At 46.5% G+C, this 23469-nt stretch carries 9 protein-coding genes; all 9 read left to right on the top strand.

All coding sequences use genetic code 11. From position 1 onward, the window contains the following. The first annotated feature begins 10 nt into the window (after nt 1-10). Nucleotides 11-17752 (top strand): non-ribosomal peptide synthetase, encoded by a 17742-nt coding sequence (locus ASG16_RS28330; protein WP_111914535.1) that lies wholly within the window; start codon nt 11-13, stop codon nt 17750-17752. A gap of 665 nt (nt 17753-18417) precedes the next feature. Next, nucleotides 18418-19347: an acetamidase/formamidase family protein gene (locus ASG16_RS28320; RefSeq protein WP_056487600.1), complete on the top strand. Its 930-nt coding sequence runs from the start codon at nt 18418-18420 to the stop codon at nt 19345-19347. 219 nt (nt 19348-19566) lie between these two features. Further along, nucleotides 19567-20025: a ribosomal maturation YjgA family protein gene (locus ASG16_RS28315; protein WP_056487597.1), complete on the top strand. Its 459-nt coding sequence runs from the start codon at nt 19567-19569 to the stop codon at nt 20023-20025. Between the two features lie 56 nt (nt 20026-20081). Then, nucleotides 20082-20693 (top strand): DUF4304 domain-containing protein, encoded by a 612-nt coding sequence (locus ASG16_RS28310; protein ID WP_056487594.1) that lies wholly within the window; start codon nt 20082-20084, stop codon nt 20691-20693. Nucleotides 20694-20801: 108 nt separating this feature from the next. Beyond that, nucleotides 20802-21272, top strand: coding sequence for a hypothetical protein (locus ASG16_RS28305; RefSeq protein WP_056487590.1), 471 nt, complete (start codon nt 20802-20804; stop codon nt 21270-21272). Between the two features lie 353 nt (nt 21273-21625). Next, nucleotides 21626-21883, top strand: a complete 258-nt coding sequence (locus ASG16_RS28300) for an autorepressor SdpR family transcription factor (protein WP_056487587.1) — start codon at nt 21626-21628, stop codon at nt 21881-21883. Between the two features lie 211 nt (nt 21884-22094). Then, nucleotides 22095-22856, top strand: a complete 762-nt coding sequence (locus ASG16_RS28295) for a CPBP family glutamic-type intramembrane protease (protein WP_111914533.1) — start codon at nt 22095-22097, stop codon at nt 22854-22856. 9 nt (nt 22857-22865) lie between these two features. After that, a complete protein-coding gene (locus tag ASG16_RS28290) occupies nt 22866-23183 on the top strand; it encodes a heavy metal-binding domain-containing protein (protein WP_056487584.1) in 318 nt (105 codons plus the stop codon). Nucleotides 23184-23186: 3 nt separating this feature from the next. Beyond that, nucleotides 23187-23411 (top strand): hypothetical protein, encoded by a 225-nt coding sequence (locus ASG16_RS28285; RefSeq protein WP_048033140.1) that lies wholly within the window; start codon nt 23187-23189, stop codon nt 23409-23411. The last annotated feature ends 58 nt before the right edge of the window (nt 23412-23469 follow it).

Below are 23469 nucleotides of genomic sequence, written 5' to 3'. Positions count from 1 at the left end.
GGGTAAACATATGTCTTCTCAACAATTACTGCAAAAAGTGTATCCATTAACACCGATGCAGGAAGGAATTCTCTACCACTCCTTACTCGATCCCAATGATCAGTCGTTCTTCGTTCAGCTTTCCTTTGGAATCAAAGGAGATCTTCAGAAATCTTTATTGGAGCAAAGCCTACAGCTTTTGATTATGCGTCATGATGTTTTCCGTACGGTTTTCAATACAGAGAAAGCAAAGCAACCGATCCAAATCGTGCTAGAAAAAAGAAAAAGCAAGATCAGCTATACGGACCTCTCCTTCTATTCAGGGCAGGAGCAGGCAGACTTACTTGCCTCTTTGAAAGAGCAGGACCGGGCCAAAGGCTTTGACCTGACGCGCGACTTACTGATCCGCCTATCTGTTTTCAAAAAGGGAAAAGCCGATTTTCACCTGCTGCTCAGTTTTCACCATATCATTGTGGATGGTTGGAGCCTCGGGCCAATTATCGAGGAGCTCTTTGCGATTTATCAGGCCATGGCGGAAAACACCGATCCCCGGTTGCCGGAGCCGAAACCGTTTTCCACCTATTTGCAATGGTTGCATCAGCAGAATCAGCAAAAGGCAGGTGCATACTGGAGCGATTACATTGAGGGAGTAGACGAGCCTACCTTGTTGCCATGGGCGAAGAAGGAAAAGTCTTCTGGATACCAACAACAAAAGGTACAGCTCACGATTTCCAAAGAAGAAACAGCACGCCTGAAACGGTTGGCGAAAGAGCATCATGTAACGCTCAATACGGTTGTTCAATCCATCTGGAGTATTATTCTGAAGCGCTATAACAACGCTGACGATGTATTGTTCGGCGCGGTTGTATCTGGTCGACAAGCTCCGATTTCAGGAATTGAGCAGATGATCGGCCTGTTTATCAATACGAATCCCGTGCGTGTTCAATTTGAAGCGGGGATACGCTTTACAGAGCTAATGAAACGGATGCAGACACAGATGCTGGCTTCGGAAGAGCATAGTTATTTTCCGCTTTCCAAGATTCAGGCTGCTTCTGAGTTGTCACAAGGCCTGATTCATCACATTATCGCTTTTGAAAATGTGCCGCTTGAAGTAGATTTGCTAGGCGGCCATGATTTTCAGGGGCTAAAACTGTATGATTTTGATCTGTTTGAACAGACCAACTATGATTTTAATCTGATTGTGATCCCGACTGAGGAATTAGCCATCACACTGAAATATAACGGCCTTGTCTACGAGCAGGAGCATATGGAAAAAGTGGCTGGCCATATCCGGGAAGTGGTAAAGACAATTCTTAGTGATCCCTCAGTAGAAATAGGCAAACTATGTATACTCACAGATGCAGAGCAAAATGAGCTATCACATCATTACAACCAGACAAAGATGTCATATCCCAAAGACAAGCTGCTGCATCAGGTGTTTACAGAATCAGCGAGGAGGCATCCAGAAAAAACGGCGCTTCTTTTCCGAGATCGGTCCATGACCTACCGGGAATTGCACGAACGTTCCAATAAGTTGGCTCGGGTATTGCGTCGAGAGGGGATCGGGCCCAATCAAATAGTCGGTTTGATGGTAGAACGATCATTTGAGATGATGATTGCCATTCTGGCTATTCATAAGGCAGGCGGCGCGTATGTCCCCATCGATCCTGCCAATCCAGCCGAGCGCATTCGCTTCTTGCTCAAAGACAGCGAAGCCAAATTGCTCCTGACCCAGTCTCCGTTCATACAAGAACTGGATGTGGAGCAAATCGTCATGGATCTGGATGATAAAGCTCTTTACCAAGGAGATTCTTCTGATCTGGAATGTATTAATGTTTCGGCCGATCTGGCTTATGTCATCTATACCTCTGGCTCGACAGGGATGCCTAAAGGCGTAATGATTGAACACCATGCTGTGATCAACAATATGTGCTGGATGCAACATCAGTATCCGATCACGGAAAATGACGTGATCATGCAGAAGACAGCGTATACCTTTGATGTGTCTGTCTTTGAGCTATGCTGGTGGTTCTTCCAGGGAGCAACGCTTTGCTTTCTCGAACCGGGCGGAGAAAAAGAGCCTGAGACGATTATTCAAACTGTCGAACAACAGGGTGTGACTGTCATTCATTTTGTCCCATCCATGCTTCAAGCTTTTTTGGATTATCTCGAATACGGCGACAATCATGTGAAGCGACTCTCTACCATTCAAAAAGTATTCGCAAGCGGAGAGGCGCTTTCCGCTCAGCATGTGAATCGTTTTAATCAGCTCTGGAGAGGTAATACTTCGCTCATCCTCTCAAATCTGTATGGACCAACCGAAGCTACTATCCATGTCTCTTATTATGATTGTCCGGCTGGGACAGAGGTGTCTACCGTTCTGATCGGGAAGCCAGTGGAGAATATCCAGTTGTATATTGTGGATCGGGATCATCAGCTTCAACCGTTGGGCGTACCGGGGGAACTGTGCATTGCAGGAGCAGGCTTGGCCAGAGGGTATGTGAATCGTCCTGAGCTGACGGAAGAGGTTTTTGTCCGAAATCCGTTTACCCCCGGAGCAAAAATGTACAAAACAGGCGACTTGTGTCGATTGCTGCCTGACGGCAATATCGAATACATGGGCCGGATGGATTTCCAGCTAAAAATCAGAGGGTTCCGTATTGAAATGGGTGAGATCGAAGCGCATTTGTTTAACTATCGCTCCATCAGGCAAGCATTGGTAACGATGAATGAAGATATGCGTGGAGGGAAGTATCTGTGTGCCTATCTGATCATGTCCGAACCCCTTGATGAAGAGGATTTGCGCGCGTATTTGCTGGCGCGGTTGCCTAGTTATATGGTTCCCTCCTATTACATGCAACTGGATAGCTACCCGTTAAATCAGAGTGGCAAAATCGACCGTAAATCACTGCCGCTGCCAAACATTCAGGAGCAGGGAAATACTGAATATTTGGCACCGCGTGACGAGGCCGAGATGAACCTGGTTAAGGTGTGGCAAGATGTTCTGGGAGTTACACAGCTTGGCATTGACGATCATTTCTTTGCGCTTGGCGGTGACTCGATCAAGGCCATTCAAGTCTCTTCTCGCCTGCAAAAACATGGACTGCAAGTCGGCATCAAAGATTTGTTTGACCATCCAACGGTAGCGCAATTGGCGAAAGTAATGAAGCGTTCTACCAAAAGCTGTGACCAGGGTGTGGTAACAGGGAATGTGGAGCTTACTCCGATTCAGCATTGGTTCTTTGACCAGGAGATTCCACATCGCGGACATTGGAATCAAGCCTTCATGCTTTACAGAGAATCAGGTTTTGAGAAAGAAGCACTAGAAAAAGCGTTGACCCATTTGTTTATTCATCATGATGCACTACGAATGGTTTACCAGATAAATGGGCCACAGATTATTCAAACCAATAGAGGAGAGAAAGACCCTCTCTATGAATTGGCGTTGTTCGATCTTCGCGAGCAGACCGAGATCGAGCAAACGATGCTGGAAAAAGCAAACGAAATCCAAAGAAGCATAGATATCACCAAAGGCCCACTCGTCAAGGCAGGACTCTTCCAGACAAGTACAGGAGACCACCTCTTAATTGTCATTCACCATCTTGTCATCGATGGAGTATCTTGGCGCATTTTGCTTGAGGATTTGGCTCAGGTATATAAACAAGCGTTGGAGCAAAAAGAGCTTCAGCTTCCCAAAAAGACGTCTTCTTATCAATCGTGGGCAAAAGGGCTAGCAGCCTATGCAAATCAGCAGCCGCTATTAAAAGAGAAAGATTATTGGCAAAAGTTCGAAGCATACAGCATCTCTCCGTTGCCCAAAGACCAGCAAACGAAGAGCAATCTTGTCAAGGATACACACATATTGGAACGGGAACTAAACAAAAAGGAAACGATGCACCTCTTGCGTGTAGCTGGCAAAGCAGTGCGTGTGGAAACAAATGAAATACTTTTGGCGGCTCTTGGTCTGACTCTAAAAAAATGGACAAAAGAAGATCGCTTCTTAATCGGTATGGAAGGGCATGGACGTGAAGAAATTTTGTCTGAGATAAGCGTCAGTAGAACCATCGGATGGTTTACGTCGATGTATCCGCTTGCTCTGGAAATAATCGATACGGATGATTGCGGTGAGCAAATCAGCAAGGTTCACGAAACGCTTCAAGGTGTTCCGAATCGCGGGATCGGCTATGGAATCCTGAAATATTTGACTGCTAACGAAAATAAGCGAGAGCTGACGTTTTCTAAAGCACCGGAAATCTGCTTCAACTATTTAGGGCAATTCGATCAGGAAATGGATGAGGTATATAGCGTATCTCCTGTGGGCACAGGGCAAATGCTCGACCCTTCTTCACAAAGAGCCCACGCCATTGATATCACTTGCATGGTCATGGGGGGCCAGTTCCGCCTTGCTATCCACTATAACCAGCAGGAATATCGGGAAGAGACAATAAGCAGGGTTGCTGATGATTTTATCTTCTATCTGCAGCAGCTCATAAGCTATTGTTCCAAGCTAGAGCCTGCAAGGGAAGTAACATTAAAGGATGACCATACAGTCAAAGCTTCCGCAGAAGTCTCTCCATACCCGGAAGCGAAGGCTGATTTCGAACATCTCTATCAGCCCTTCCCATTAACGGATATACAGATGGCGTACTTTTTGGGCCGAAATGCCGAGTTTGAATTAGGCGGAGTATCTACACATGTCTATACAGAAGTGGAAACAACGATTGATATAGGGCGATTCAATGCCAGCCTAAACAAAGTAATCAGTCGTCATCCCATGTTGCGAGCGATTATTTTGCCGACCGGCGAGCAACAAATTCTGGAGCATGTCCCAGCGTATCAGATTGAGGTTGTGGATTTGGGTGAGCTTGATGAAGCGGCACAGCAGGCTTGCATTCATGCCGAGCGCAATCGTATGTCCCACTACGTGTTTCCCACGGATCAATGGCCGCTGTTTGAATTTAAGGCATATCGACTCTCTGAGAATAAGCATCTTTTATGTATGGGCCGAGACCTGTTGATTGCCGATGCGGCCAGTATGGATATCATTGGTCGGGATTTGATGAGATATTATGAGAATCCCGATGCAGAGTTGCCTGATTCGTCGTTTACCTTCCGCGATTATATGATGGCGTACAAAGCATTGAAGCAATCGGAAGTTTATGAGACTGACAAGCAATTTTGGTTGCAGAAGGTGGAAAGCTTTCCACAGGCTCCGGCATTGCCACTCAGATGTAACCCGAATGACATTCAACTACCCACTTTTCAACGTAAAGAACGAATCTATAGCAAGAAGCAATGGGAGAAGCTGAAGCGTATATCACTTGAGCATGGGGTTACACCTTCCGCTTTATTTGCCACGATCTATGCAGAGATTCTGGCACTCTGGAGCAACCAATCAGACATTGCGATCAATCTGACTGTCTTTAACCGCTATCCATTCCATCCTGATGTGGAACAAATAGTTGGTGACTTTACATCCAATTTGCTTTTGGGGATTCATTTTGCATCTCAGCCAACGATTTGGGAGAAAGCACGTTATGTACAGCAGGTACTAATTGAAGCATTAGAGCATCGACATTTTGAAGGCGTTGAACTGATCCGCGAGTTGGTCAAATATCATGATTGGATGCATGGTAAAGCAGTCATGCCTTACGTATTCACCTCTGTATTGACGGGAGAGCAGCAGGCGGGTCGTCCTGGCTTGGAGCAATTGGGCGATCTCAAGACGGGGATTACTCAGACATCACAAGTTTATATTGATTTCCAGGCAACCTTGCTAGCGGATGAGCTGTGGATATTCTGGGATTATGTGGATGAGTTGTTTGAACCAGAGTTAATGGAGACGATGTTTGGTCATTTCTCTAGCATGGTAGATAGTTTGTTACAAGGGAATACGCCTGAACCACTCCAGATTGGCGAGAAAGATAGGATACAGATTGCTGCGTTTAATCATACGCAAGCAGAAATCCCATACACGACCCTGCATGCCTTGTTTGCCGAACAGGCACAGCGGGTACCGGATGCAGCGGCTGTAATCTGCCAAGAACAACACCTCACATATCGTGAGCTTGATGCGCGTTCCAATCAAGTAGCCCGTTATTTGCAGGCACAGGGAATGGGGAGACAGGATCGAGTAGCGGTCCTAGCAAGCCGTCAGGTTGGAACCATTGTGAATCTGTTGGGTGTCCTCAAGGCAGGAGCGGCATATGTTCCCGTTGATCCTGCGTATCCAGAAGAGCGCAGAAGCTATCTCCTGGAAAACAGCGATTGCAAGCTGTTGTTGCAGCCTGACCTGTACGAACAGGAAGGCTTGGCCAGCTATGCACCCGATGAGATGACGGATAACCACAATCCTGACGATGTGGCGTATGTCATCTATACGTCTGGCAGTACGGGCAGACCAAAAGGGGTGGTTATTACCCATGGAGCCTGCGCCAATACCATTCAGGACATCAACCGAAAATACGGGGTAAATGAGACGGATCGGATTATTGGCCTGTCCTCCATGTGCTTCGATCTATCCGTCTATGATATCTTCGGGGCACTGGGAGCAGGGGCGGCTCTGGTCATGATCCAAGATCAGCGTGACGTATTCGAGGTGCGTCAGGCGTTAGAAGAGCATCGGATTACTATCTGGAACTCCGTACCGGCGATCATGGAGATGCTGCTGGATAATATAGAGTCTTCCTTTTTGCAGGAACAAGTGAAGGTAGTACTGCTCAGCGGAGACTGGATCGCTCTGCATCTGCCGCAGAAGATCAAGCGCCACTTTACGAAAGCCCAGGTCATCAGCTTGGGAGGAGCAACCGAGGCTTCCATCTGGTCGATTTATTACCCGATCCCAGAAACCTTGCCAGCAGGTATGCGCTCCATTCCCTATGGGATGCCACTCGCCAATCAGCAGTTCTATGTGTTAAATCAGCAATTGCATCATTGTCCTATCGGCGTGCAAGGAGAACTCTACATCGGGGGCATTGGTCTTGCCAAGGAATATCTGCATGATGAGGAGAAGACAAGCGCAGCTTTCATCCCCCACCCTGAACTAGGCAGACTCTATCGGACTGGCGACTATGGGGTGTTCCACCCCGAAGGCTTCATCGAGTTTTTGGGACGCAAAGATCATCAGGTCAAAATTCGTGGCTATCGCATTGAGTTGGGAGAGATCGAGGGAAGACTCTTGGCCCATGATTTCGTCCGGCAAGCTGTCGTAGTCGACCAGACAGATCATCGTGGCAAGAAATATTTGTGTGCCTATTACAGCAGGGAAGAGGAAGAAGTGACAACAGAAGAGCTGCGCATCTATCTCTTGCGCGAACTGCCGGAATACATGGTGCCAACGTACTTCATCGAGCTGGATGTAATCCCACTGACACCCAATGGGAAAGTCGATCGTAAGGCGTTGCCACAGCCAGATACGAAACAAGAGCTGGATGCCAGATATGTGGCTCCTCGTACGAACATCGAGGAAAAGCTTGCGCAAATCTGGGTTGAAGTGTTAGGGCTTGAGCGTGTCGGCGTAGAAGATCACTTCTTTGAGTTGGGTGGTAACTCCGTCCTTATGGTCCAAATCCGCACGCGTATCAGCAAAGAGCTGGGGGTCGATGTCAATCTGCGCGACTTCTTGAGTCACCAGACGATTTCCAAACTGGCTCATTTGCTTAATAGTGGAGATGTGACCCGAGCGGTCGTTTATCCAGTTCTCACACCAGATCCCGCTAACATGCATGAGCCATTTCCGCTCACAGATGTGCAAATGGCTTATCTTATGGGAAGGGAAGACCATTTTGAAATGGGCGGAGTCGCAACCCATGGTTATGCGGAGCTGGAAACACAAGCAGACATGCATGTGCTGAATGAAGCATTGAATAAAGTCATTGCCTACCAGCCCATGATGCGTGCGATTATCTTGCCAACGGGCGAACAAAAAATTTTGCACCATGTACCAGCCTACCAGATGGAGATCCTCGATTTGACGCATCTAGATGCTGATGCGCAACAGCAGTGGATTTTGCAAGAACGCGAGCGTATGTCACACTATGTATTTGCGACCGACCAGTGGCCACTCTTTGAATATAAAGCGTTCAAGCTGTCAGCCGATACCCACTATTTGTTTATCAGCTACGATATGCTGATCGCTGATGGTGCGAGTATCCAACTGATGGGCAAGCTGCTGATGAAATTTTATCAACAGCCTGACTGGCAGGCACCAGTGTTGGATAGCACCTATCGCGACTACATTTTGGCTTTGGAAGCATTTAAAAAGACGAACACGTATGAAAGAGATAAAGCCTATTGGCTGGATCAGCTATCCACGTTCCCTCTGGCACCGATCCTGCCGATGAAGCAGGAACCAAGCAGCATTGATTCGCCACACTTCAAGCGATTTGAGCAAACTTTTGCCAGAGCAGACTGGGAGCAATTGAAACGTAAGGCGAATGAGCATAATGTAACACCGTCTGCCGTACTGTGTGCGGCTTATGCCCAAGTACTTTCTTTCTGGAGTAACCAATCTCATTTTGCGATCAATCTCACTGTCTTTAACCGGTTACCATTTCATGAGGATGTAAATAGCCTGATCGGTGATTTTACCTCCGTGATCTTGTTGGAGATCGACTTGCGAGCACATCTCACTTTCTGGGAGAAGGCGGTCGCGATTCAGGAACGTTTGCTCGAGGCATTGGAGCATCGCCATTACGATGGAATCGAGATGATCCGGGAGTTGTCGAAATATCACCAGTATGGGACACGCTCTGTTATGCCGATCGTCTTTACCAGTATTCTGCTTGGAAACAAGGAAACCGGGGAAGTAAGCTGGTATGAACTAGGGGAAATTCAGATGGGTGCAGGTCAAACCTCGCAGGTTTATCTCGACCATCAAGTGTTTGAAGACAATGGTTCCCTGCGCCTTGTGTGGGACTATGTCGATGAGCTGTTTGAGCCTGCGATCATCTCCACCATGTTTGCGCAATATACAGGCATTTTGGCGGCAGAGATCGAAGGACAGCAAGAATTTATTTTTGAACTAAGTCCCTCGGAGCAAGAGAGCATTCACAGCTATAACCAGACAGCAGAAGAAATCCCGTACACGACTCTGCATGCCTTGTTTGCCGAACAGGCACAGCGGGTACCGGATGCAGCGGCTGTAATCTGCCAAGAACAACACCTCACATATCGTGAACTTGATGAGCGTTCCAATCAAGTAGCCCGTTATTTGCAGGCACAGGGAATAGGGCGGCAGGATCGAGTAGCGGTCCTAGCAAGCCGTCAGGTTGGAACCATTGTGAATCTGTTGGGTGTCCTTAAATCAGGAGCGGCATATGTTCCCGTTGATCCTGCGTATCCAGAAGAGCGCAGAAGCTATCTCCTGGAAAACAGCGATTGCAAGCTGTTGTTGCAGCCTGACCTGTACGAACAGGAAGGCTTGGCCAGCTATGCACCCGATGAGATGACGGATAACCACAATCCTGACGATGTGGCGTATGTCATCTATACGTCTGGCAGTACGGGCAGACCAAAAGGGGTGGTTATTACCCATGGAGCCTGCGCCAATACCATTCAGGACATCAACCGAAAATACGAGGTGAATGAGACGGATCGGATTATTGGCCTATCCTCCATGTGCTTCGATTTATCCGTCTATGATATCTTCGGGGCCTTGGGAGCAGGGGCGGCTCTGGTCATGATCCAAGATCAGCGTGACGTATTCGAGGTGCGTCAGGCGCTAGAAGAACATCGGATTACTATCTGGAACTCCGTACCGGCGATCATGGAGATGCTGCTGGATAATATAGAGTCTTCCTTTTTGCAGGAACAAGTGAAGGTAGTACTGCTCAGCGGAGACTGGATCGCTCTGCATCTGCCGCAGAAGATCAAGCGCCACTTTTCGAAAGCCCAAGTCATTAGCTTGGGAGGAGCAACCGAGGCTTCAATCTGGTCGATTTATTACCCGATCCCGGAAAACTTGCCAGCAGGAATGCGCTCCATTCCCTATGGGATACCACTCGCCAATCAGCAGTTCTATGTGTTAAATCAGCAATTGCAGCATTGTCCTATCGGTGTGCAAGGGGAACTCTACATCGGGGGCATTGGTCTTGCCAAGGAATATCTGCATGATGAGGAGAAGACAAGCGCAGCCTTCATCCTCCATCCTGAACGGGGCAGACTCTATCGGACTGGCGACTATGGGGTGTTCCATCCCGAAGGCTTCATCGAGTTTTTGGGACGCAAAGATCATCAGGTCAAAATCCGTGGCTATCGCATTGAATTGGGAGAGATTGAGGGAAGACTCTTGGCCCATGATTTCGTCCGGCAAGCTGTCGTAGTCGACCAGACAGATCATCGCGGCAAGAAATATTTATGTGCCTATTACAGCAGGGAAGAGGAAGAAGTGACAGCAGAGGAGCTGCGCATCTATCTCTTGCGCGAGCTGCCAGAATACATGGTGCCAACGTACTTCATCGAGCTGGATGAAATCCCACTGACACCCAATGGGAAGGTCGATCGTAAGGCGTTGCCACAGCCAGATACGAAACAAGAGATAGAATCAAGGTATGTCGCACCAAGCAACGCTTATGAAGAAAAGCTGTCCCAGATTTGGGCCGAGGTATTAGGGCTTGAGCGTGTCGGCGTAGAGGATCACTTCTTTGAGTTGGGTGGCAACTCCGTCCTTATGGTCCAAATCCGCACGCGTATCAGCAAAGAGCTGGGGATCGATGTCAATCTGCGCGACTTTTTGAGTCACCAGACGATTTCCAAACTGGCTCATTTGATTAATAGTGGAGACGTGACCCGAGCAGTCGTTTATCCAGTTCTCACACCAGATCCCGCTAACATGCATGAGCCATTTCCGCTCACAGATGTGCAAATGGCTTATCTCATGGGAAGGGAAGATCATTTTGAAATGGGCGGAGTTGCAACCCATGGTTATGCGGAGCTGGAAACACAAGCAGATATGCATACGCTAAATGAAGCATTGAATAAAGTCATTGCCTACCAGCCCATGATGCGTGCGATTATCTTGCCTACGGGCGAACAAAAAATTTTACAGCATGTACCAGCTTACCAGATAGAGATCCTCGATTTGACGCATCTAGATGCTGATGCGCAACAGCAGTGGATTTTGCAAGAACGCGAGCGCACGTCACACTATGTATTTGCGACCGACCAGTGGCCACTCTTTGAATATAAAGCGTTCAAGCTGTCAGCCGATACCCACTATTTGTTTATCAGCTACGATATGCTGATCGCTGATGGTGCGAGTACCCAACTAATGGGCAAGCTGCTGATGAAATTTTATCAACAGCCTGATTGGCAGGCACCAGTGTTGGATAGCACCTATCGCGACTACATTTTGGCTTTGGAAGCATTTAAAAAGACGAACACGTATGAAAGAGATAAAGCCTATTGGCTGGATCAGCTATCCACGTTCCCTCTGGCACCGATCTTGCCGATGAAGCAGGAACCAAGCAGCATTGATTCGCCACACTTCAAGCGATTTGAGCAAACTTTTGCCAGAGCAGACTGGGAGCAATTGAAACGCAAGGCGAATGAGCATAATGTAACACCGTCTGCTGTTCTGTGTGCGGCTTATGCGCAAGTTCTCGGGTATTGGAGTAACCAATCTCATTTTGCGATCAATCTCACGGTCTTTAACCGGTTACCATTTCATGAGGATGTAAATAGCCTGATCGGTGACTTTACCTCCGTGATCCTGTTGGAGATCGATTTGCGGGCACATCTCACTTTCTGGGAGAAGGCGGTCGCGATTCAGGAACGTTTGCTCGAGGCATTGGAGCATCGCCATTACGATGGAATCGAGATGATCCGGGAGTTGTCGAAATATCACCAATATGGGACACGCTCCGTTATGCCGATCGTCTTTACCAGTATTCTGCTTGGAAACAAGGAATCCGGGGAAGCAAGTTGGAATGAACTAGGGGAATTCCAGATGGGCGCAGGCCAAACCTCGCAGGTTTATCTCGACCATCAAGTGTTTGAAGACAATGGTTCCCTGCGCCTTGTGTGGGACTATGTCGATGAGCTGTTTGAGCCTGTGATCATCTCCACCATGTTTGCGCAATATACAGGCATTTTGGCGGCAGAGATCGAAGGACAGCAAGAATTTATTTTTGAACTAAGTCCCTCGGAGCAAGAGAGCATTCACAGCTATAACCAGACAGCAGAAGAAATCTCGTACACGACTCTGCATGCCTTGTTTGCCGAACAGGCACAGCGGGTACCGGATGCAGTGGCTGTAATCTGCCAAGAACAACACCTCACATATCATGAGCTTGATGAGCGTTCCAATCAAGTAGCCCGTTATTTGCAGGCACAAGGAGTAGGGCGACAGGATCGAGTAGCAGTCCTAGCGAGCCGTCAGGTTGGAACCATTGTGAATCTGTTGGGTGTCCTCAAGGCAGGAGCGGCATATGTTCCTGTTGATCCTGCGTATCCAGAAGAGCGCAGAAGCTATCTCCTGGAAAACAGTGATTGCAAGCTGTTGTTGCAGCCTGACCTGTACGAACAGGAAGGCTTGGTCAGCTATGCACCTGATGAGATGACGAGTAACCACAATCCTGACGATGTGGCGTATGTCATCTATACGTCTGGCAGTACGGGCAGCCCAAAAGGGGTGGTTATTACCCATGGAGCCTGCGCCAATACCATTCAGGACATCAACCGAAAATACGGGGTAAATGAGACGGATCGGATTATTGGCCTATCCTCCATGTGCTTCGATTTATCCGTCTATGATATCTTCGGGGCACTGGGGGCAGGGGCAGCTCTGGTCATGATCCAAGATCAGCGTGACGTATGGGAGGTGCGTCAGGCGCTAGAAGAACATCGGATTACTATTTGGAATTCGGTGCCTGCGATCATGGAGATGCTGATGGATAACGTCGACTCCTCCTTTTTGCAGGAACAAGTGAAGGTAGTACTGCTCAGCGGAGACTGGATCGCTCTGCATCTGCCGCAGAAGATCAAGCGCCACTTTACGAAAGCTCAGGTCATCAGCTTGGGAGGAGCAACCGAGGCTTCAATCTGGTCGATTTATTACCCGATCCCGGAAGCCTTGCCAGCAGGTATGCGCTCCATTCCCTATGGGATGCCGCTCGCCAATCAGCAGTTCTATGTGTTAAATCAGCAATTGCAGCATTGTCCTATCGGCGTGCAAGGAGAACTCTACATCGGGGGCATTGGTCTTGCCAAGGAATATCTGCATGATGAAGAGAAGACAAGCGCAGCCTTCATCCTCCATCCTGAACGGGGCAGACTCTATCGGACGGGCGACTATGGGGTGTTCCATCCCGAAGGCTTCATCGAGTTTTTGGGACGCAAAGATCATCAGGTCAAAATTCGTGGCTATCGCATTGAGTTGGGAGAGATTGAGGGAAGACTCTTGGCCCATGATTTCGTCCGGCAAGCTGTCGTAGTCGACCAGACAGATCATCGTGGCAAGAAATATTTGTGCGCCTATTACAGCAGGGAAGAGGAAGAAGTGACAGCAGAGGAGCTGCGCATCTATCTCTTGCGCGAACTGCCGGAATACATGGTGCCAACGTACTTCATCGAGCTGGATGTAATCCCACTGACACCCAATGGGAAAGTCGATCGCAAGGCGTTGCCACAGCCAGATACGAAACAAGAGATAGAATCAAGGTATGTCGCACCAAGCAATGCTTATGAAGAAAAGCTGTCCCAGATTTGGGCCGAGGTATTAGGGCTTGAGCGTGTCGGCGTAGAGGATCACTTCTTTGAGCTGGGTGGTAACTCCGTCCTTATGGTCCAAATCCGCACGCGTATCAGCAAAGAGATGGGGTTAGAGATCAATCTGCGCGACTTCTTGAGTCACCAGACGATTTCCAAGTTGACTCAGCTACTGACGGAGTCCGCTTCGACGAGCACCATTAATTATCCCGAGATAACGGCCGATACTGCAGGCTTGTATGAACCATTCCCGCTCACAGATGTACAGATGGCCTACCTCATGGGGAGACACGATCATTTTGAAATGGGAGGAGTCTCGACCCACGTCTATCTGGAGTTGGAAACCAAATTGGATATGCAGAGATTCACACAAGCTTTACAGAAAGTCATTGCTCGCCATCCAATGCTGCGCGCCGTTATTTTACCGAGTGGCGAACAACAGATCCTGCGTGATGTGCCAGCATATCAGATCTCAATTACGGATTTGACACATCTGGACAAGGACGCACAACAACACTGGATTGAGACAGAGCGGGAACGAATGTCTCATTATATCTTCCCGACTGACCAGTGGCCGCTTTTTGAATATAAGGCATATAAGCTCTCGGCCGATACCCATTATCTGTTTATCGGGTATGACATGCTAATCACAGATGGAGCTAGCTTCCAATTCATTCATAGAGAATTGCTTGAACTGTACCACCATCCAGAACGACAACTGCCGGACATCGGGATTACATTCCGAGATTATATGCTCGCCTATCAGGCGTTCAAAGAGTCTCCTACCTATCAGGACGATAAGCAGTATTGGCTTAACAAACTAGAAGATTTTCCAAGCGCTCCGGCCCTTCCGCTGAGAACAAGTCCTGAGCTGATCGTAAGCCCACGTTTCAAACGGGTAACGATGCAAGTGCAAAAAGAAAAATACGAACAATTGAAGCGCAAAGCGCGAGAGCATTCAATCACACCAACTACTGTACTGTGCACAGCATTCGCCAAGGTGTTGGCATTTTGGAGCAACCAGTCCCAGCTTGCTTTGAACTGCACCATTTTCAATCGATATCCGTTCCATGAAGATGTGATGCACTTAATTGGAGATTTTACCTCTGTCATGCTGCTGGATTTGTCACTTTCTCGGGGAGCCTCCTTCTGGGAGCAGGCCAAGGCTGTGCAGGATGTGTTGATGGAAGCGCTGGAGAGAAGACACTACGATGGTATCCAATTCATTCGCGATCTCGCCAGGTATCATGGACTGGAAGGGAACCGGGCTGTCATGCCGATAGTCTTTACCAGCATGCTGCTTGATACAGGTTATTCCGGACAACCCGAACAAGAGCAGATGGGAGAGCTAAAAATGGCCGTATCCCAAACCTCTCAGGTCTTCATTGATTATCAGGTGCTAGAGGCAGATGGGGGCCTAACCATTGCGTGGGATTACGTGGAGGAGCTTTTTGAGGACAGCATGATCTCCGCCATGTTTGCAGAGTACTTTGTCCTGCTTGATCGGGTCTTGGAAGGGGAAGACTTCTATGCGCTTAGTGGAAAGGCGGAAGATCAGCGATTCATTGCTGCCTATAATGACACGGATGAAGCGATTCCCTACACGACGCTCCACGCCCTGTTTGTTGAGCAAGCGATGCGCGTACCCGAAGCAATAGCAGTTATTTTCCAAGATGAAGCCATCACCTACAGGGAACTGAATGAGCGTTCCAATCAGGTAGCCCATTATTTACATGAGCAAGGGATTTCGCGAAATGATCGGGTTGCTTTACTGGCTAAACGCAAAATCGAGACAATTGTTAATCTGCTGGGGATTGTAAAAGCAGGGGCCGCCTATGTGCCAATTGATCCGGAGTATCCGGAAGAGCGGGTAAACTACATTCTCGATCACAGCCAATGCAGGGGGATGCTTCTCCCTGAGTTGTACGAGAAAGAAGGAATAGCAGCATATTGCACAAAAGAACTAGAAGAAAATCACAATCCGGACGATGTGGCCTATGTGATCTATACCTCGGGAAGTACGGGCAGGCCAAAAGGGGTGGTCATTACCCACGGTGCCGCAGCCAATACGATCCAAGACATCAATCGCAAGTTTACCGTCAATGAGAATGATCGAATCATCGGACTCTCCTCCATGTGCTTCGACCTGTCCGTCTACGATATTTTTGGAGCCCTAGCAGCCGGAGCGACGCTAGTTATGGTAGCAGATCAACGCGATTTGGCTGAGGTGCGCCGTACGGTAGAGGAGAAGAGTATTACCATCTGGAACTCGGTACCTGCGATCATGGATTTGCTGATGGAAGAGATTCTTGGCAGTAATGATGAGGAACAGGAGTTGAAAAACCAGCACACCAGCCCGACTCCGCACAGAAAAAACAGTTCATTGCGGCTCGCCCTGTTAAGCGGTGACTGGATTTCTGTGAAACTGCCAGAAAAAATCAACAAGCATTTCCTCGATGCTGATGTAATCAGTCTGGGTGGAGCTACAGAAGCGTCAATCTGGTCCATCTATTATCCAGTAGACGCACTGGCGGAAACCAACACCTCTATCCCTTATGGCATGCCGCTTGCAAACCAAAAGTTTTACGTACTGAACGAGCAGCTCGGCTATTGTCCGCTCGGGGTACAGGGCGAACTTTATATTGGAGGCATCGGTCTGGCGAAGGAATACTTGCAAGATAAGGTGAAGACTGAGGAAGCTTTTATACTGCATCCGCAGTTAGGCAGACTCTATCGGACAGGGGATTATGGGATTTTGCATGCAGAAGGTTTCATTGAGTTTCTAGGAAGAAAAGATGCACAGGTGAAGATTCGCGGCTATCGGGTAGAGCTTGGGGAAATTGAGAACCAGTTATTGCAGCTTCCTCCGGTAAAGGAAGCCGTTGTACTGGACCAAGTAGACAGCAAAGGGAAGAAATATCTTTGCGGCTACATCGTTTCCGAGCAATCAATCGATGCCGTGCAGATCAAGACAAAGCTTGGTGAGGTTCTGCCCAGCTACATGGTGCCCCTGCATTTTATGCAAGTAGATGTAATGCCGCTTTCACAAAATGGAAAGATAAACCGCAAAGCAATGCCAAGACCAGACGTAGACTCCTGGATTACAACTGTCTACGTCGAACCAGAGAGTGAGCTGGAAAAACAGCTTGCCACGATCTGGAGCGATTTACTGGGAATCGAACAAATTGGCGTAAACGACCATCTCTTTACGCTAGGTGCCGATTCCATGAGTATTATTAAATTCGCTGCCCGACTATCGCGAGAGCTTTTCTTCCAGATGCCGATTCATCAAGTCTTCCAAACTCCTACCATCCGTGAGATTGCTCATTTCATTGCGAATCAGAATACATCCGAGCCGGATTATTCCACAGAACGGATGCTGCTTTCTACCTCAGCTCACGGGGAGAAGATCATCTTCTGCTTCCCGCCTGTGGTGGCACTGGGCGTAGTCTATCATCGACTGGCGGAAATATTGGATAACTATTCGTTCTATAGCTTTAATTTCATCGAATCAGAGAATCGGATGGAAGCCTATCTTAGTCTGATCAAACAAATACAACCTCAAGGACCATATACATTCCTTGGTATTTCAGCGGGGGGTAATCTGGCTTTTGAAATCACAAAGCTTCTGGAGAAACAAGGAGAACGCGTGGCGGATTTGATATTGCTAGACTCGTTCTATATTCAGGAGATAAATGATGAGCGACTCACGCCAGAAGAAAGCCACAAATATGCACAGGAAACGGTTGAATACATGCTCCAAGCCTACCCGCAGTTGCAAGGGGAAGGTGAGTATTTCAAGGAACAGGTTGGGAAGAAAATCGAAAGCTACTACTCGTATCTCGACAATCTTAAAAATGAGGGACAGGTGGCTGCCAATCTGTATATGATCAAGTCACCGTCCACTCAAAGCACGCATGAGTATGTGCGGGGCGATATCAATCTGTGGGGTTCATCTACAACAGGCACATATGCAGCGTTTGACGGATATGGTGATCATGAAAAAATGCTGGATACAGGTTTTGTTGAGCAAAACGCTACGCTGATCAACAATATTTTGAAGTAAGGGATTCAAAATGGGGTAGCGCGAGTGTAGGCTTGCGCTACCCCGATATTCATACGTACAACACCAAAAGAATGGGAATTAGGAAACAGTCGGGAAGCATTGCCTCATGACAAAGGATGTTGATATGAACAGTTCTTTGATATGGAAGGGAATAAATTATGATGCCGATAAATGCTTACGGACTCGACTGAATGACATAGTTATCTTAGAAGGGAGCGACACGGAAGCTTTTGAAGAATATTGAGCGAGTATGGATAACTGGCAACCTCGTGTATTTGGATAGTCCGGTTGATTTCTCATTCCTTTAGAAAATACTCGAATTTAATATCTTGGAGAAGCCAGGCTGTTCAACTTTTTGGCGGAAATAGCTCAACATCATAAAACAGATCACTTGATAGGCATAGATACTATTCAGTGATCTGTTTTAGACTCAAAAATAAAGTGTTTCTGTAGTTCTTTATTACAAAACATAAAAACTACATGTAAATGGCATATGTACTTAAATGTCAAATTAGAGAGGCAGTCAGAAGGTCCTGACTGCCTCTTTTTACTTAGGCTATCGATTTCGTTAGCGCAATATTTCGAAAAGTAATCACAACCTCAGTGAGTTTACCACGCATTTCCTGATATAAAATAATATGGGATGCAAATTAGGAGGTGTCTATATGGCAGAGTTTTTTATTCACCCAGATCGTTCAACTCTGCACGGTTCTTTTTCAAAAGAGTTCACTCCAATAGTATCAATCAATTCGGGCGACACTGTTCGCTTTGAGACTATTGACGCCGGGTGGAATGCTGGTCCATTTCAATTCGACGGTGTAAGAGAGAAATTCTGCGAAAGAGATCATCCACAAGACAGCGGCCATGCCTTGATCGGACCTATCTATATTAATGGAGCAAGAGAAGGAAAAACCTTGGCTATTCGTATAAACGATATTAAGACCGGCAATTGGGGCTGGAGTACCGGAGGTGGATTTCCGAATACGATTAACAAAAGATTGGATCTTCACGAGGGACCAGAGTATGCTTTGATGTGGGAGTTAGATGCTTCTAACAATCTAGGGATTAGTAACAAAGGACATAAAATACGGCTCAAGCCCTTTATGGGTATTATGGGCATGCCTCCAAATGAGGAAGGGATACACTCCACTTACCCTCCAAGGTTCTGTGGAGGGAATATTGATTGTAAAGAACTTGTACCTGGCAGTATTTTATACCTACCGATAGCAGTAGAAGGTGGCCTTTTTTCTGTTGGTGACGGTCATGCTGTTCAAGGTGATGGAGAGGTATCTAGCCCAGCTCTCGAATGCCCAATGCAGTTAGTCGATCTAACCTTCACAGTCATTGATCAATGTTTATCGTTTCCAAGAGCAGAAACTCCCCTTAAGAGAATTACCTTTGGATTCCATGAAGATGTACATGAAGCAGCGATGATTGCCTTAGAGGGAATGCTTGATTGGATGCAGGAATTGTATAATTTTGAGCGAAAAGAAGCGTTAAATTTGTCAAGTCTTCTTGTTGATTTGCGTATAACGCAGCTAGTCAATGGTGTAAACGGGGTACATGCCTTATTATCCAAAGAGGCCATACTATAGAAAATAAGATAAAAGATTCTTAATTAAGCAAAACTGCCAGGTAGTTCAATAACTGGTGTCTAGAATTCTACTTTGATTTTATTCAGACTTGTACTCCAGTATTGCTGAGTATCCGTTATACTACTGAGTCTAACGTGAAAGCCAATAATTTTGGACTTCTATAAAGTGTTAGACTGTGAAAAATAGATTTAGACTAAACACAGGGAAGATTGATAGTGTATGCACAAAGCCGAATGGAAGTACTACCGGACGATACCTATGCGCATACGTAACGAGCGATTGGTGTGTCGATGGAGAGACAGGGGCGTCTACATCGTAGCCGTCTTTGTTGTCATGGCTTTGGGCTTAGGGTCCAGAGCATACGCCGATGTGTTGCCTGTCTTTGTAGCTGAGCATTTTGGCGATGCATTATGGGCGTGTATGATCTACTATGGTTTTCGCACTTGTTATGCTCATAAAAAGATTTCTTTTTCTTTGTGGTGCAGCCTCGCGTTCTGCTTTGGGATCGAGGCTAGCCAATTGTATCAGGCCGATTGGATCAATCACCTCCGGGAGACAACTCTTGGGGCGTTGGTATTAGGAAAAGGCTTTTTGACGGCGGACCTTGTACGGTACACTGCGGGAGCTTTCGTCGCTGCCCTGCTCGACCTCACTTGGTCTTGGTGTAAGCGCTCTTGATTTTTGGCACATATTTAAAATAAAAAATCTAACGTAAACGTCTAGGAGGGATCAGGTTGCAGCAGCTCTTTACCAATATGATTAAACAGGACGTAAAGCCGTTCCTTTCCAATCACGGCTTCGCAAAGAAGAGTTTGAATTTCACTAAGAGAACAGAAAACAGCCTCATCTACATGTTCAACTTCCAAAAATCTGCTGGCAATGCAGCGGATCATGTCATGTTTTATGTGAACTGTGGAATTTATTCAGCGGAGTTGGCACAAATACAATCGAGAGAGATTTTAACAGCACCTCAAGAAGCGGAGTGTCACTTCAGAGCAAGAATTGGGGAAATCGTTGAGTCTGTTCCAGATCGATTTTCAATCACTCGTGATACGAATATGGATGATGTAAGAAAAACGCTACTAAGTGGTTTAGAAGAGGTTATTCATTTCTATGATACGATGACCAGCGCCAGATCTATTGTTGATTATTACACCACTGGTCCATTTTTACATCTGAGCGAAGAGAGCTTTCATTTGCTCTTACAGTCCAATGATGTAGTAGCGGCTAAACATTATTGGAAGGCTTTGCAGGAAAAGTACGGAACAGAAAAGCGATGGACCATATTCGAGAATAAATACAAGGACATCTTCAATAAATACGGAGTGGAATTTGATAAGCGATAAATCAGCACAAAAAGGTCTACCAGAAACCAATTTCTGGTAAAATAGGCGAACGAATAGGCGGAAAATTCATAACGTAAAGTGTAGCAAAGCCAATGGAGGAGGGAATTTATGTACGGGTGGTATCCACAAGAGGGTTATTATCCAATTTCGGCGGGAGAAGGCAGACCTTACAACGATTATGAATTACTGCGACACATTGCCAGATTAGAGCGACGTCTGGCGGAAGTACAAGAAGCATTGTCAGCATGTACGAAAAAGAATGAAGCATTAAAAAAGGATTTAGAAGTTGTTAGACAGCAAAGTCCAATGCAAACGCAAAATGATCAAACCTATCAACAGGCATCAGTAGATAAAGTAAATGTCAAATGTATTGCAGCGACAGGGACATCGGTAACCTTTGAAATATCAGGAAGAAGATTAACGTTTGATAGCGATTATTATGGGAAATATGTAGGCGAGTATACTCCTGGAAAAGTGTACGTAGCCATGGCGGATTATGGAGCGGGGCAAATCTATCTAACCATTAAGGATGATAATGAAATTTGGCATACATTTAGATATTCACGTATCCAATCGTAATTGATAAGTTGTGCTCATGTGTCGAGTGATACAAACAAGCATACTGACTGCGCGTGGTAAGAAAATACTTATGTCACTCGACATTATACATACTTCGGAAAGTACCTGTAAGCAAATATTTAGCCCAAACCAAGTCATTTAGAATAGGGGACGGCTGCATATGTTCGATTTCATTGACGAATTACGTTCTTTGTGTAAATTATTGGAGGAATTTTTCATTTATGGTAGAATCAATATATAGATGGACGATCCAGTGGTGTCTTACGAGTCTGGCACAAGGTATTTCTCAACCTAATATTTAGATAAATTCCTAAGTATCTAAAGGTGCTGAATGAAAGTAGGATCGATTGATTATGTCAATGAATTACGCATTTAAGGCACTCTCTGACCCCACAAGAAGAAAGATTCTTGAGCTGTTGAGGGAGAAAGATATGACGGCTGGAGAAATAGCCGACCATTTTCAAATGACAAAGCCCAGCATCTCCCACCACCTTAGTTTGTTGAAACAGGCACAAATGGTTTACGACGAACGAAAAGGGCAAAACATCTACTACTCACTAAATACGACCGTTTTTCAAGACTTATTAAAATGGGTTCTCCAATTCTATTAGAAAGTGAGGTCATCACATAAATAAATCCAATTTGTCTATTTTATTTTTTTCATCAGTGCTATCTTGGGCCAATTCCACTGGACTGGCGGAAGGGGCTGTTATCAAAATTCCAACCCCATCTGCTCCGGAAGTACTCGCAACGGCGATTAGCAAATTCAGCATGGGCTGGTACTTTTTTGTACGATCAGAATTCTAAAGAGGAGGCGTAGAAATGGAACATTTTTGGCTGATCTGGTTGGTTAGTGTACTCTGCGCTCTATGCACTATACCTATTCAATCCAACATGATTCGCCAACATGTAAAGCTACAAGCTACCATCTACCCTAATAAAAAAGTCCCGCCTATTTCCGTCATGGTTGCGATTATGATCATTCAGAGTTGTGTATTTCTGACTGTGGCTACTGCTATAGGCTTATGGCTCATGCCTTCTACTGGTCTTCGACTCTGGATTCTCGATCACTGGGTGTCTGGAGCAGGGCTGCCGTTTTCCGTCAGGTCGTTCTGGGTGGTTTCTATTGGTTCAGGTATCGCCGTAGGCCTCTTGGTAAAATGGGTGGATCGTTTTTTCTTTCAACAACACATGACCACCATAATGGGTAAAGAACCGATTTCATCGCGATTCTTCGGCTTTCTCTCGTCTTTTTACGGAGGGGTTTGCGAAGAAGTACTCATGCGTCTAGGGGTTATGACTGTTATCGTATTTTTGGCACAGAAGATTGGATGGATGGGAATTTCCTATTGGCTGGGCATCTGTATCGCTGCCATTGTTTTCGCTGCATCCCATCTCCCAACCAATTACATGACGTACGGAAAAGGCAACGTGGTCACTGTATGGACGTTGTTGCTAAACGGTATCTTGGGCATCTTGTTTGGCTTGCTATATTGGCGGTACGGTTTGGAAGCTGCGATTATTAGTCATTTTAGCGCTGACATCGTGCTACATGTGGTCTTCAAAAATAAAAGCAGAAAGTAGGAGAAGCAAATGATCGTCGTAACAACAGAAAACATTCCAGGATATCGTGTCGTTGAAGTAAAAGGAACGACTTTCGGCTTGATCGTTCGAGCACGCGGAATTGGGGGAGACATCATGGCAGGTCTTCGCTCAGTAATTGGCGGAGAAATCAAGGAATACACGGTGCTCTTGGAGGACGCGCGCAAACAGGCGCTTGACCGCATGATTAAAAACGCAACTGCCATGGGAGCTAACGCTGTAGTAATGTGTCGTTACGACTCTGGAAATATGGGAAATATGGGGGAAGTTGTCGCATACGGTACAGCAGTTGTCGTTGAAAAGGTGTAATGAATGATTTATGTCCTTTATTACATTGTGTTTCAGATCTTACTTTTCATCACCTTGCTAATTATTTCCAAAATCAAGGACAAGCGACTGCACGCAGACCACGGAGAAATCGTTCCGCCTGGATTTGTGTCGACGAATGAAGTGATGATCGACCCGGTAACTCAGGAAAAGCGTCGTGTATACTTCAATCCGAAGACCGGGGATCGCTATTACAAAATTGAAAAATAAGATTGATAGTAAAAACGAGCCAAATCTTGTTAGATGACAGGATTTGGCTTTTGTTCTG

Origin of the sequence: Brevibacillus sp. Leaf182 (genome assembly GCF_001423865.2) — a bacterium.
GTDB lineage: Bacteria > Bacillota > Bacilli > Brevibacillales > Brevibacillaceae > Brevibacillus > Brevibacillus brevis_C.
Note: the sequence above shows the minus strand (reverse complement) of the source record. Positions and strands in the feature narration are given on the sequence as shown.